The following is a 12,936-nucleotide window of genomic DNA, read 5'->3' as shown; positions in this document are numbered from 1 at the left end:
ATTTCCGTTGAGAGACGCGATGAGCGGACCAGGAGGCGAGTGTGAATTCTCGACATCCGCCGGTCTTCTTCACGTCCGACCTGCATGGTTACGGAATTGGCAACACCAGCTGGTTCGACGACGATTCGCCTCGCGCACTGGCTGGACGCTGCCTCATCGACGCGCTCGAATATCTGCGGACATCGCCTAAGTTCGCCGCCAAGGACTGGCATGTGGTGAATGCGGGCGCGGCGCGTCTCGTGCACCAATGTCTCACGGACGGCGCGCTGGCGCGCAAGGATATTCTGGATCGTGTGGCTCCCGCCATCGAACAGGTTTGCGCACGGATCGTCGCGAGCCGCCAATATCGCATTCCGTTCTATGGCGACGACTTCTGGGACTGGGCCAGTGTCGTCGACGGCTTGTTCGAGGTACAGCAGGTTTCGGTGACCGCGGCCCAGGTGGCAAGACGCGAGCTCGACCAGTTTCGCAGGACGGTCCACATCCGCATGCCCAGCGGTCTCTCGGTCGGCGACCCCGAGCACGAATGGTTCGGACCGGCGATCGCAACACGCGCCTATCGGCTGCTGGATTCCCGCGCATCGGGAATGGATCCCGACCTGCGCAACGAGTTGCAGGCACAATCGCTCGAACGCATCGAGCGCGGCAGGTATCGCGGGAGGCAGGTGACCCCGTGGCAATTGAGCTGGCACTACGGTCAGGTCGTCGGCGAATTTCAGCGTGCCGCCAGCGAGCAGGCCGCCGAGCTGGCTGATTTTGCCTGGCTTGCCGTTCCGCTCGAACTTGGCAAGCGCGCCCAGGTTCTCGCGCGCATCCTGCAAGGAGCCTACGCCGTCAAAGACCGCAGAACCGTCCAGCAGGCCTTGGAGGAGCTCTACCGTTGTGAGACACCCGGCCGCCCGCTCGGCCAGGGCGTGATCGGCGCCGGCATCGAGGCCTCCCTGGATGTGCTCGAAGCGCTGTGGCAGCAGCTCGATGGTCGGGAGAAGGCCAGCATCAACGCGATGCTCGACGCGCTGCGATTTCTCCATGCCAAAGCCAACACGATCGGTTTCGTGGTCGAAACGCCGGAGGATATCGAAGCCCTGGTCCAGGCCATGGGCCCGGGCACACTGATTGAACAGCGCAACGCGGCGCGCGCCATCATCAGGCATTCCTGCTTCCATGCGGTCGTATGCCTCGGGCGATCGATGGCCGAGGTGGCGAGCGCGGCCGCAGTGGCGATCGAAGAGCATGGGGCGCAGTGGCTGATCATGCCGGGACGGGCCGAGGCACTGGGACCGAATCTCCCGCACGTCTCCCGCGGCCCGCGATTCGTCGGGGCCGGCCCCGGTGACCTCGTCATTGCCACCTCGGTCGCGCCATTCCGGATTCAGATCAAGCTGCGCGACGCGCTCAGCATTGCCGAGCCGCCCTCGGTCGATGACAGCGGAATGATCATTCCGGCCGACCCCGAGCTTTGCCGCCTCGCGCACGAGGCCACGGATGGCATGCTGGATGACATCGGCGTGTTCTTCGAAGGAATGACAGTGACGTGCGATGGCGACGGCACGGATGCCGAGATATCAGCAGCGTTTCCAGGTGCGCTTGCGACGGACAACGTGGCCTATGCGATGGGGCTGATCTGCCTCAGCCGCAGTGTGCCGTGCCTCATCATCCAGGGGCTGGCGGAGACCGCGCCGCCCGCTGCTGCGAGCCCGCCACGGCATGCTGCGTGCCGGCTCGCCGTCAAGGTCGCGGAGATGCTGTGTCGGCGCTGGTAGTCGCGCCCTCAGACATTCTTGAGCGCGACCCGGAACTCGGCTTCGGTCTTGGCCTTGACCTCGTCGAGCGTCACGCCATCGGCGAGCTCGATCAGGGCCATGCCGTCATTGCCGTGCTTGTCGATCGTGAACACCGCCAGATCGGTCACCACCATGTCGACCACGCGCTCGCCGGTCAGCGGCAAGGTGCACTGCTTGAGCAGCTTCGGGCCGTCCTTGGCGCTGTGCTCCATGACCACGACCACGCGCTTGACGCCGGCGACGAGATCCATCGCGCCGCCCATGCCCTTCACCATCTTGCCGGGGATCATCCAGTTGGCGAGATCTCCGTTCTGGGCGACCTGCATGGCGCCGAGGATCGACAGGTCGATGTGGCCGCCGCGGACCATGGCGAAGGATTCAGCTGACGAGAAATAGCTGGTGATCGGCAGCTCGGTGACGGTCTGCTTGCCGGCATTGATGAGGTCGGGATCCTCCTCGCCCTCATAGGGGAACGGACCCATGCCGAGCATGCCGTTCTCGCTCTGCAGCGCGACGTCGACGCCCGGCGGAATGAAGTTGGAGACCAGCGTCGGAATGCCGATGCCGAGATTGACGTAGTAGCCGTCCCGCAGCTCCTTGGCGGCGCGCGCCGCCATCTGCTCTCGCGTCCAGGCCATCAGACTTCCTCCCCGGCTGCAGCGGCGGCTTCACGTTTGCGCACGGTGCGTTGCTCGATGCGCTTCAGTTCGGTTCCGACCTGGATAATGCGCTTGACGAAGATGCCGGGCGTATGAATGTGGTCGGGATCGATCTGGCCGGCCGGCAGCAGATGCTCGACCTCCGCGACTGTCACCCTGGCCGCAGTGGCCATCATCGGATTGAAGTTGCGCGCGGTCTTGCGGTAGACGAGGTTGCCGGCGGTGTCGCCCTTCCAGGCGTGCACGATCGCCAGATCGGCGAACAGGCCGCGCTCCATCAGATATTTCTCGCCGTCGAACTCCCGCACCTCCTTGCCCTCCGCGACCAGCGTGCCGACGCCGGTCTTGGTGAAGAAGGCCGGGATGCCGGCGCCACCGGCGCGGATGCGCTCGGCCAGGGTGCCCTGCGGGCAGAATTCGAGCTCCAGCTCGCCGGCCAGATATTGCTGGGCAAACAGCTTATTCTCGCCGACATAGGACGAGATCATCTTCTTGATCTGCCGTGTCTCCAGCAGCCGGCTGAGGCCGATGCCGTCCACCCCGGCATTGTTGGAGATGACGGTGAGGTCCTTCACCCCGGACTCGCGAATGGCGTCGGACAGGGTTTCTGCGATGCCACAAAGACCGAACCCACCCGACATGATGGTCATGCCGTCCTTGAGGAGGCCAGCAAGGGCGGATTTGGCGTCCGGATAGACCTTGTTCATACGGAAATGACCTGATGCAGAGCGGCGACCGCGCGGATATCGACCGGATTATTAGGCGAAATCTTCGCAATGCGTCAATGACGCCTTCCCAACGCGCACATCCTGCTTTAGCTGTGGCGCCAGCCTGCGCCTCCGGGGCGATCCGGAGTCCGGAATATCAGGGATCCGCCGCAATCCGGCCACACCGGCGGCGTGGCCTTGAAAGCGTCAAGAAAGCGCATCAAGTTGTTGATGTTGGCAGGGGTTTTCGGCGCACCCTGCCCATCCCGCGCAACCAGCGATCCGACGATCCCAGGACATGTCCGTGACCATGGCCCAAGGAATGAGGCGCCTCGGCACACCGATCGCGGTGCTGCTGGGCATCGCGTTCGTGGCCCTGCTGGCGAGCTCCTGGCTGGTCAATCGCGAGGCACTGCGGCAGGCGGTGGAGCACCAGATCCGCGCCGTGACCGGGCTCGAGCTCGTCGTCAACGGACATATCGACGTCTCCTTGTTTCCGGGCAGCTACGTCTCGTTCCACGATGTCGGCCTGAAGGGCAGCGGCACCGAGGATCCGGCCCTGCGCGTCGACGTGCTGACCGCCAATCTGCAATTGCTGCCGCTGCTGTTGCAGCGGTTCGAAATCGCCGATGTCATGATGCTGCGGCCGCAGATCAACGTCACCCGCGAGGCCGACGGCAACAGCAACTGGACTCCCTTCATCGAGACCATCGCGCGCACGATGCGTCCGGGGCCCGACAGCCAGATGTCGTTCTCCGAGATCCGCATCCAGGACGGCATCCTGGTCTACGAGGACACCGACCACCATGCTTCCGAGCGGCTCGACGATATTGATCTGTCGCTCGCCTGGCCGTCGATCTCGCGCTCGTTCGCGGCGACCGGGCAGTTCGATTGGCGCGGCCAGCGCATCGAGGGCTCCATCAGCGTCAGCGACTTCCTGGCTGCGCTGTCGGGGGACCGGTCGGGCTTGAAGATGCGTCTCGCCAGCCCGCCACTGAAGGTCGCCTTCGATGGCACGGTCGCGAACCGCACCAGCGCGCTGATGGAAGGCACGTTGACCGTGGACAGCCCGTCGCTCCGCGATGCGCTGCGCTGGACGGGGCAGACGCCGCTCGGCGGCGGCGGCTTCGGGCGCTTCGCCTTGCGTGCCCGCGCCAACGTGGTCGGCGCCTCGGTCGCCCTCACCAATGTCAACGTCGAGCTCGACGGCAACACCGCCGAAGGCGTGATGACCTACGCCAATAACGGCCGGCAGACGCTGCAGGCGACGCTGGCGGCCGACGCCCTCGACTTCACCCCCTACATCTCGACAGTCCGGCTGCTGGCCAATGGTGCGCGCGACTGGAACCGGCAACTGTTCGACCTCAAGGCCTTGTCCACCACCGACCTCGACATGCGGCTATCGGCCGCAAAAGTCACGGTCGGCTCCTCGAAAATCGGACGCACGGCCTTCGGCGCCAACCTGCGCAACGGCGTGCTCGCCCTCTCGGTCGGCGAGGCTCAGATGTATGGCGGCATCGTGCGCGGCTCGTTCGGAATCGCCCGGGCCGACACCGTGGCCGACGTGAAGGCTGAGCTGCAATTCAACGATGTCGATCTACAGGCCTGCGCCAACGAGATGTTCGGCGTGTCGTCGCTGTCGGGACGCGGCAATCTCAACGTCTCGCTGACGGCTTCGGGCTCGAGCCCGTTCGGGCTCGCCCAGTCGCTCGACGGCAGCGCCAATTTGCAGGGCCGCGATGGCGCGATCTCCGGCTTCAACGTCGAGCAGCTCCTGAAGCGCCTCGAGCGCAGCCCGCTGTCGCGCGGCGGCAGCTTCCGCTCCGGCTCGACGCCTTACGATTCGCTGACGATCGCGGTCAAATTCTCTGAGGGTATCGCGACCGCGGAGGACATCCGCGTCGAGAGCCCGACCGCGCGCATCACGATGACCGGTACGGCCTCGGTGCCGACACGGGAATACGATTTCAAGGGCGTCGCGAGCCTGCTGTCGTCAGGCAATGGCAGCAACGGCTTCGAACTGCCTTTCGTCGTCCAGGGCCCCTGGGAAGATCCACTGATCTTTCCCGATCCGGAAAGCCTGATCCGCCGCGCCCCGGCCGCCGCCCCTCTGCTCGATGCAGTCAAGGACCGCAAGACGAGGGATGCGGTGCGCTCGGTGCTGGAACGATTCACTGGCGGCGGATTGCGCCCGGCCCAGCCGGACAATGCGCCGCAGGCTGACGCGCCGACGGGCGGCACTCCCACCAAGCAGAACTGACCAACTCGGCTTGCTTCGCGTGCCGAGACGCGGCCGCCGCCACGACCTATGTCTGATATATTACTTCTGGATCACGTCGGGTCCCTGGGCTAGTGTCCGCCACAACCGATCGAGCAAGATCGGCGGATCAGGGAGAGACATGTGAAATCCAGGGGAATGGGTGCGCTTTCAATCGCAGTAGCCGCCGGGCTTTTTTGCGCTGCAGCACCAGCTATCGCTCAGGACACCATCACGATCTGGTGGAGCAAGGGCTTCTACAAGTCCGAGGACGATGCGCTGCTCAACGTCGTCAAGAAGTTCGAGGCCAAGACCGGCATCAAGGTCGAGCTGTCGCAATACGCAATCCAGGACATGATTCCGAAGACGGTCGCCGCGCTCGATTCCGGCACCGTGCCCGACGTAGCCTATGCGGACACCTACGACGTTCAGGCGCAGGGTAAGTGGGCCTACGAAGGCAAGCTCGAGGATCTCACCGACATCCTGGAGCCGATGAAGTCGGCGTTCGCTCCGAACACGCTCGAGACCGCCTACCTCTACAACAACGTCGCCAAGAAGAAGGCCTATTACGGCTTCCCGCTGAAGCAGCAGAGCATGCACGTCCAGATCTGGGGCGACATGCTGGGCAAGGCCGGCTTCAAGCAGAGCGACATCCCGACCAAGTGGGAAGACTATTGGACGTTCTGGTGCGACAAGGTGCAGCCGGCGATCCGCAAGGCGACCGGCCAGCGCATCTACGGCGTCGGCCAGCCGATGGGCGTGGAATCCACCGACTCGTTCCAGTCGTTCTACACCTTCATGGACGCCTACAACGTCAAGCTGGTCGATGACGATGGCAAGCTCTTGGTCGACGACCCCAAGGTGCGCGACGGCCTCGTCAAGGCGATGAAGGATTATACCGACACCTACATCAAGGGCTGCACGCCGCCCTCGTCCACGACGTGGAAGGATCCGGACAACAACGTCGCCTTCCACAACAAGACGATCGTGATGACCCACAATTTCACGATCTCGATCGCGGCCAAGTGGTTCGAGGACTCCACCAACCCGGCGCTGACACCCGAGCAGCGCGCGGCCGGCAAGAAGGCCTATGAGGAGGACATCATCACCGCGTCCTTCCCCAACAAGCCCGACGGCACGCCGATCAAGTACCGCTCCGACGTCAAGACCGGCCTGATCTTCGCCAATGCGCCGCACAAGGCGCAGGCCAAGGAGTTCATCAAGTTCCTGATGCAGGAGGAGAACCTCGGTCCCTACGTCGAGGGCGCGCTGGGCCGCTGGTTCCCGGTGACGACCGCCGGCCAGAAGAGCCCGTTCTGGCAGGCCGACCGCCATCGCAAGGCCGTGTACACCCAGTTCACCGGCGGCACCACGCCGTTCGACTTCACCAAGAACTACAAGTTCACGATCCTCAACAATGAGAACGTCTGGGCGAAGGCGATGAACCGCGTTGTCAGCGAGAAGGTGCCGGTCGAGAAGGCCGTCGACGAGCTGATCGCGCGGCTGAAGGAGGTCGCCGGCTAGTCTCTCGCCTCGCGAGGCACTGGCTTGCGATCCTGACAAGACACCAAATCCCGGCCGCAGCGCATGCGGCCGGGATGGCTTATAGGCGGGAAGAGACGACCCGGGAAAAACGACCATGGCGATCACGCTCTCAGCTTCCGATTCCGCGATCGCGGAGGCGCCGCGCCCGGTGCTGCTGACACCGTCGCAGGTGTGGGGCATCGTCATGCTTGCCCCCTATCTGCTCGTCTTCCTCGCCTTCGTCGTCTATCCCGTTGGCTACGGCCTGTGGCTCGCCCGGGAGCCGGCCAGCTACGTCGCGCTGTATAACGACCCCATCTTCGCGCGCGCCGCGGTCAACACGCTGATCTTCCTTCTGGTCGGCATCAATCTGAAGATGGTGATCGCGCTGTTCCTGTCCGGCTTCTTCATTCAGCAGCGCGGCTGGATCAAATGGCTGTCGGTCATCTTCATCCTGCCCTGGGCGGTGCCTTCGATCCCGACCATCCTGTCGGTGCGCTTCATGCTCAATCCGGAATGGGGCGTGGTGAACCAGCTGATCTTCAAGTTCACCGGCGATGACGGCCCGAACTGGCTGAACGATCCGACCGTTGCGCTGTCGATGGCGATCGGCATGCACATCTGGAAGTCGCTGCCGTTCTGGACGCTGATCCTGATGACGGGTCGGCTCGCGATCTCGCAGGACCTGTTCGAGGCGGCCGAGGTCGATGGCGCCACCTGGTGGCAGAAGTTCCGCTTCATCACTTGGCCGTCGATGCAGACGCTCTACATCACCTGCACGCTGCTCTCGATGATCTGGACGCTCGGCGACTTCAACAGCGTCTATCTCCTGACCGGCGGCGGTCCCGCCGATCTCACCCACGTGTTGTCGACACTCGGCATCCGCTATCTCCGGCTCGATCAGCTCAGCCTTGCCATGGCCTCGATCGTCTGCGCGATGCCGCTAGTGCTCCCCCTGGTCTATTTCATGATGAAGCGGTTGTCGCGATGAAGCTCCCCACCCTGCGCGAGGTTGGCACCGAGGCCCGGCTGCTGCTGATCGGCATTCCCGTCTTCATCTGGACGATGATTCCGATCTACCACATGTTCCTGTTCGCGATCTCGCCGAAGGAGGACGCGTTCTCGGGTAAGCTGTGGCCGGATCATCCGACGCTGCACAACTTCTCGATCGTGTTCCACCAGCAGCATTATTTCCTGCGCGACTTCTGGATCCAGTTCGGCAACTCCGTCCTCATTGCCGCCGCCGTCGGCGCGCTGACCCTGGTGATCGCGACCTGCGCGGCTTACGCCATTTCGCGCCTGCGCGTGCCCGGCAGCCGCGTGGTGATGAACCTTGCGCTGTTCACCTATTTCATCCCGGCCGCGTTCCTCGCGGTGCCGATGTATCGCACCATGGGCAAATACGGCCTCCTCAACAACGACTGGTCGCTGATCCTGGCGATGGTGACGATCGCCTCGCCCTATGCGATCTGGGTGCTGAAACAGGCCTCCGACAAGCTGCCGGTCGAGCTGGATGAGGCCGCCGTGATGGATGGCGCCAGCCCGCTGCAGATCTTCCGCCTCGTCTATGTGCCGTTGATGATGCCCTCGCTGGTCGCGATCGGCACCTACGCCGTGCTGCTGGCCTGGAACGAGTACCTCTACGCATTCCTGCTGCTGTCGAACGACAAGGATATCACGCTGCCCGTGGCGCTCGGCAACTTCCTGGCCGCCGACGATTCGCCGTGGGAGCTGCTGATGACCACCGGCTTCATCTACGCGTTGCCGCCCGCCGCGGTCTACTATGCCTTCAAGCGCTATATGGTGGGCGGGCTGACCGCGGGCGCCGTGAAGTCGTGACGGAGCGATGAGGGTCGGATTTCGTCAGGGACGGTTCGCCGACGCATCGCGGGCGAACTGGGATGGCGACGGGCCGCGACCGATCGACTGGTTCGCCTGGTACCCGGTCGCCGACGACGCCGAGGAGACGGCGCTCCCGCTCGCACCGTGGCCGCAGGGCTGGTTCAATGCGGGACCAGCGGCCTTGAATTCGCCGCTCGCTGCAAGCGCGGACGCCTGTCCTCTCGTCGTGTACTCGCACGGCACCGGCTGCAACGGCCTGCAGTTCGAATGGCTGGCGCGCGAGCTGGCGGCCCGCGGCTTTGTCGCGGTCGCCGTCAATCATCATGGCAACAGCAACGCCGAGCCCTACCGCGCAGAGGGCTTCCTCTGCTCATGGGAACGCCCGCGCGACGTGTCCTTGCTGATCGACCACATCGTCGCTCATCCCGATTTCGAAGGCCGCATCAACCTCGCCCGCAACTACGCCGTCGGCTATTCGCTCGGTGGCGTCACGGCGACCGCCCTGCTCGGCGCCATCATGCTCCGCTCGCCGTTCGAGCCCGGCGCCAATCTCGGCCGCGGACCGCGCGAGTTTCCCGATCTCGTCGATCATCTGCCGCGGCTGATGGAGAAGAGCCAGATCTTCCGCGACTCCTGGGCGCGGATGTCGGCCTCCTATCGCGATCCCCGCATCAAGGCGGCGCTGCTGCTGGCGCCGGGCCGATCGGTGCAGGGCTTCTCGGAGGAGAGCGTCACCGCGATCCGCGTGTCGACCCGCATCATGGTCGGAGGTGTGGACGCGCTGCTGCCGGCCGCACGCTGGCTGCAGGAGCGGTTGCCGCGCAGCACGTTCGACATGGTCGCCGCCGACGCCGGCCATTATGTCTTCTTGCCCGAGAGCACCGACCTCGGCCGCAGCTCCGATCCGGCCAGCTGCGTCGATCCGCCTTCGGTCGATCGCGGCGCGGTTCATCGCTCGGTCATCGCTGCTGCGTTAGAGCTGTTCGCTGTTGAGTGACGCTGCGACAACATCCTCCGTCGTTGCGAGCGAAGCGAAGCAATCCAGAGTCCTTGCTCGGCCCTGGATTGCTTCGCTTCGCTCGCAATGACGAGAAGTTAGAGCGGGGCCGCGCTCTCGCCGCGGTCGCTCGACAATTTCGAGGCGAGTGATGCGATCACGATCACCACGGCGATGACTCCGATCACCAGCGTGCAGATCGCGTTGATCTCCGGCTTTACCCCGAGCCGCACCTCCGAGTAGATTCGGATCGGCAACGTCGCCGAGCCCGGTCCGGTGGTGAAGCTCGCGATCACGAGATCGTCGAGCGACAGCGTGAAGGCGAGCATCCAGCCAGCGATCACCGCAGGGGCGATCAGCGGCAAGGTGACCATCACGAACGCGCGCAGCGGATCGCAGCCGAGATCCATCGCGGCCTCCTCCAGGCTGCGGTCGAGCGACACCAGACGCGACTGCACGACGACAGCGACGAAGCACATCGTGAGGGTCGTGTGGGCGATCGTCACCGTCCAGAAGCCGCGCTCGGCCTCCAGCGCCACGAACAGCAGCAGCAGCGACAGGCCGGTGATCACCTCGGGCATCACCAGCGGCGCATACAGCATGCCGGAGAACAGCATGCGGCCGCGAAAGCCCTGGCCGCGCGACAGCGCCACCGCGGCCAGCGTCCCCAGCACCGTCGCCGCCGTCGCCGCGGTGGCGCCGACACGCAGGCTCATCCAGGCCGCATCGATCATGGCACGGTCGTTGAAGAACTCGTGATACCAGCGCAGCGACCAGCCGCCCCACACCGTCACCAGCCGCGAGGCGTTGAACGAGTAGATCACCAGGATCAGAATGGGCAGATACAGGAACGCCAGCCCGAGCGTCAGCGAGGCTACATTGAAGCGAGAAAGGCGGGAGGCTTTAGGCATGAGCGCCTCCTCCGTCGACCCGGGCGAAGCTTTCTCCGTTCTCTCCCCCCTTGTGGGGGAGGGTCAGGGAGGGCGGCCCCCAGCAAAGACTGCCGATGCGGACCCCTACCACCAACCCCTGCCCGCAAGGGGGAGGGGAGCGAGAGAGCGTGCCTCGCTGCACTCCAGCCATCACCGGCTCTCCTCCAGCTGCCGGCGTTGCAGCCGGTCGTTGAGCAGGAGCGGGAGCAACAGGACGGCGAGCAGCACCACGGCGATGCTGGAGGCCACCGGCCAATCCTTGTTGGTAAAGAACTCGAGCCAGAGCGTCTGGCCGATCATCAACGATTTCGAACCGGCGAGAAGGTCGGGAATGACAAACTCGCCGACGATCGGGATGAAGCACAGCAGCGCGCCGGCGCCGACTCCCGGCAGCGACAGTGGAAACGTCACCAGCCAGAAGGTCTCGCGCGGCGAGGCGCCGAGATCGGCAGCGGCCTCCTCCAGCGCCGGCTCCAGCTTCGTCAGCGTCGCAAACAGCGGCAGGATCATGAACGGCAGATAGGAATAGACGATACCGACATACATGGCGCTGTCGGTCGACAACCACACCACCGGCGCCGAGACCAGATGCAGCGCGAGCAGCACCTGGTTCAACAGCCCGTCATGCTGGAGGATGTTGACCCAGGCATAGATGCGGATCAGGAACGAGGTCCAGAACGGCACGATCACAAGCATCATCGCGACGCCCTGCCAGCGCCTCGGCAGCCGCGCCATGCCATAGGCGACGGGATAGCCGATCAGCAGCAGGATGGCCGTCGACGTCGCCGCGACGACGACGCTGCGCAGATAGGACGCGAGATACAGGTCGTCCGACAGCAGCAGACGGAAATTGTCGAGCGACAGCGCCGCAAATGCATCCCGGAGCGACGACAAACCATCAGCCAGCGAGAACACCGGCGTATAGGGCGGCTGCGCGATCGCAGTCTGCGACAGGCTGATCTTGGCGACGAAGGCGAACGGCACCAGGAAGAACAGCACCATCCAGACGTAGGGCGCGATCGCCGCGAAGCGGGCCGGACGCGAGAAGATGCGGCGCGCGCTCATCGCTCCAGCACCACACAATCATCGGGCGTGAACCAGGCCACGACGCGCTGGTTCAGCCCATAGCCGTCGGCGTCGAGCCGGGCCGTGTTGGCCTGCGAGGCGTGCAGGACAGCACCGCCGTCGAGCTGGATCTTGTACGCGGTCTTGCCGCCGAGATAGCTCGCATCGGAAATGGTCCCCTCGACACAGTTGATCGCGGCGGCATCGCCGGCCGGCCGGCGAAGCGCGAGACGGATCTTCTCGGGACGGATCGCGACCGCAACCCTGCTCTCGCTGACGGGAGTGACGGGCTGTGCCGCAGCGAGCTCGCCGGCCGAGGCAGTCGTGATCCGAAGCCGGTGCGGCTCCCGCGCGATCACCTCGCCCTCGAACAGGTTGATGTCGCCGACGAACTCCGCGACCCACCGCGACACGGGCTCTTCATACAGCCGGCGCGGTGCAGCGACCTGTTCGAGCCGTCCCGCATTCATCACGCCGATCCTGCTCGCCACCGTCATCGCCTCCTCCTGATCGTGGGTGACGATGATGAAGGTCATGCCGAGCTTGCGCTGCAGCTCCATCAGCTCGAACTGCGTGCTCTCGCGGAGCTTCTTGTCGAGCGCCGCCATCGGCTCATCCAGCAGCAGCACCTGCGGCCGGCGCGCCAGCGAGCGCGCCAAGGCGACGCGCTGCTTCTGGCCCCCGGACAGTTGATCGGGCTTGCGCTTCTCCAGGCCTTCGAGCCGGACCAGCGCCACCATCTCGGCGACACGGGTGGCGATCTCGGCGCGCAGCATGCCGGCACGCTTCAGGCCGAAGGCGATGTTGTCGCGCACGTTCAGATGCGGGAACAGCGCGTAGTTCTGGAACATCATGTTGACGGGCCGCTGATGCGGCAGCACCTGCGCGATGTCCTCCCCCGACAGCAGAATGCGTCCTTCGTCCGGCGTCTCGAAGCCGGCCAGCATGCGCAACAGCGTGGTCTTGCCGCAGCCGCTGGGGCCGAGCAGCGCGAAGAATTCGCCGGCACGGATGTCGAGCGAGACGCCATCGACGGCGCGGAAGCTGCCGAAGGTCTTGACGACGTTCTCGATCCGCAGGAGCGGCGGCTGAGGATCGGGGCGCGGATCCGGCGGTGGTGATGCTGCCGGCGCCTCGGCGGGTGCTGGATTTTCGATCTCGTCAGCCAT

The 12,936-nt window shown here is 64.9% G+C and carries 11 protein-coding genes; 6 read left to right on the top strand and 5 right to left on the bottom strand.

Annotation, left to right across the window (positions count from 1 at the left end; all coding sequences use genetic code 11):
- Nucleotides 1-41 precede the first annotated feature (41 nt).
- Nucleotides 42-1,763, top strand: coding sequence for a hypothetical protein (locus ACQR1X_RS20075; protein ID WP_315802625.1), 1,722 nt, complete (start codon nucleotides 42-44; stop codon nucleotides 1,761-1,763).
- Nucleotides 1,764-1,771: 8 nt separating this feature from the next.
- Here the strand turns inward: ACQR1X_RS20075 and ACQR1X_RS20070 are convergent, their stop codons facing one another.
- Nucleotides 1,772-2,422: a 3-oxoacid CoA-transferase subunit B gene (locus ACQR1X_RS20070; protein WP_434899443.1), complete on the bottom strand. Its 651-nt coding sequence runs from the start codon at nucleotides 2,420-2,422 to the stop codon at nucleotides 1,772-1,774.
- On the bottom strand, nucleotides 2,422-3,150 hold the full coding sequence (locus tag ACQR1X_RS20065) for a CoA transferase subunit A (RefSeq protein WP_315802623.1): 729 nt from the start codon (nucleotides 3,148-3,150) through the stop codon (nucleotides 2,422-2,424). The genes ACQR1X_RS20070 and ACQR1X_RS20065 overlap by 1 nt, the downstream gene beginning before the upstream one ends.
- Before the next feature lie 310 nt (nucleotides 3,151-3,460).
- Here ACQR1X_RS20065 and ACQR1X_RS20060 point away from each other — a divergent pair, with 310 nt between their 5' ends.
- The 5 genes from ACQR1X_RS20060 to ACQR1X_RS20040 all read left to right on the top strand — a co-directional run bounded on the left by ACQR1X_RS20060 (nucleotide 3,461) and on the right by ACQR1X_RS20040 (nucleotide 9,770).
- Nucleotides 3,461-5,410: an AsmA family protein gene (locus ACQR1X_RS20060; protein WP_434846805.1), complete on the top strand. Its 1,950-nt coding sequence runs from the start codon at nucleotides 3,461-3,463 to the stop codon at nucleotides 5,408-5,410.
- A 141-nt stretch (nucleotides 5,411-5,551) separates the two neighbouring features.
- Nucleotides 5,552-6,931: an ABC transporter substrate-binding protein gene (locus tag ACQR1X_RS20055; protein ID WP_315802622.1), complete on the top strand. Its 1,380-nt coding sequence runs from the start codon at nucleotides 5,552-5,554 to the stop codon at nucleotides 6,929-6,931.
- Nucleotides 6,932-7,046: 115 nt separating this feature from the next.
- Entirely contained in the window at nucleotides 7,047-7,922 is an 876-nt protein-coding gene (locus ACQR1X_RS20050) for a carbohydrate ABC transporter permease (protein WP_434887914.1), read from the top strand.
- Entirely contained in the window at nucleotides 7,919-8,770 is an 852-nt protein-coding gene (locus tag ACQR1X_RS20045) for a carbohydrate ABC transporter permease (RefSeq protein WP_315802620.1), read from the top strand. The genes ACQR1X_RS20050 and ACQR1X_RS20045 overlap by 4 nt, the downstream gene beginning before the upstream one ends.
- Before the next feature lie 7 nt (nucleotides 8,771-8,777).
- On the top strand, nucleotides 8,778-9,770 hold the full coding sequence (locus tag ACQR1X_RS20040) for an alpha/beta hydrolase family protein (protein ID WP_434899442.1): 993 nt from the start codon (nucleotides 8,778-8,780) through the stop codon (nucleotides 9,768-9,770).
- Nucleotides 9,771-9,868: 98 nt separating this feature from the next.
- Here the strand turns inward: ACQR1X_RS20040 and ACQR1X_RS20035 are convergent, their stop codons facing one another.
- The 3 genes from ACQR1X_RS20035 to ACQR1X_RS20025 form a co-directional block, all read right to left on the bottom strand.
- Entirely contained in the window at nucleotides 9,869-10,681 is an 813-nt protein-coding gene (locus tag ACQR1X_RS20035; protein ID WP_315802618.1) for an ABC transporter permease, read from the bottom strand.
- A gap of 171 nt (nucleotides 10,682-10,852) precedes the next feature.
- The gene (locus tag ACQR1X_RS20030) at nucleotides 10,853-11,767 is read right to left on the bottom strand and encodes an ABC transporter permease (RefSeq protein ID WP_434899441.1); all 915 of its coding nucleotides are present in this window, start codon (nucleotides 11,765-11,767) and stop codon (nucleotides 10,853-10,855) included.
- The gene (locus tag ACQR1X_RS20025; RefSeq protein ID WP_434893489.1) at nucleotides 11,764-12,936 is read right to left on the bottom strand and encodes an ABC transporter ATP-binding protein; all 1,173 of its coding nucleotides are present in this window, start codon (nucleotides 12,934-12,936) and stop codon (nucleotides 11,764-11,766) included. Before ACQR1X_RS20025 ends, ACQR1X_RS20030 begins: the two co-directional genes overlap by 4 nt.

The organism is Bradyrhizobium sp. HKCCYLRH3073 (assembly GCF_051167995.1).
Taxonomy (GTDB): domain Bacteria; phylum Pseudomonadota; class Alphaproteobacteria; order Rhizobiales; family Xanthobacteraceae; genus Bradyrhizobium.
The sequence above is the reverse complement of the archived record's forward strand: the minus strand, read 5'-3'. Positions and strand labels throughout refer to the sequence as shown.

Coding starts and splice junctions, on each gene's coding strand:
- ACQR1X_RS20065 (WP_315802623.1), bottom strand. CDS start 3,150: ATGAACAAGGTCTATCCGGACGCCAAATCCGCCCTTGCTGGCCTCCTC.
- ACQR1X_RS20050 (WP_434887914.1), top strand. CDS start 7,047: ATGGCGATCACGCTCTCAGCTTCCGATTCCGCGATCGCGGAGGCGCCG.
- ACQR1X_RS20040 (WP_434899442.1), top strand. CDS start 8,778: ATGAGGGTCGGATTTCGTCAGGGACGGTTCGCCGACGCATCGCGGGCG.
- ACQR1X_RS20025 (WP_434893489.1), bottom strand. CDS start 12,936: ATGGCTGACGAGATCGAAAATCCAGCACCCGCCGAGGCGCCGGCAGCA.
- ACQR1X_RS20030 (WP_434899441.1), bottom strand. CDS start 11,767: ATGAGCGCGCGCCGCATCTTCTCGCGTCCGGCCCGCTTCGCGGCGATC.
- ACQR1X_RS20060 (WP_434846805.1), top strand. CDS start 3,461: ATGGCCCAAGGAATGAGGCGCCTCGGCACACCGATCGCGGTGCTGCTG.
- ACQR1X_RS20035 (WP_315802618.1), bottom strand. CDS start 10,681: ATGCCTAAAGCCTCCCGCCTTTCTCGCTTCAATGTAGCCTCGCTGACG.
- ACQR1X_RS20045 (WP_315802620.1), top strand. CDS start 7,919: ATGAAGCTCCCCACCCTGCGCGAGGTTGGCACCGAGGCCCGGCTGCTG.
- ACQR1X_RS20070 (WP_434899443.1), bottom strand. CDS start 2,422: ATGGCCTGGACGCGAGAGCAGATGGCGGCGCGCGCCGCCAAGGAGCTG.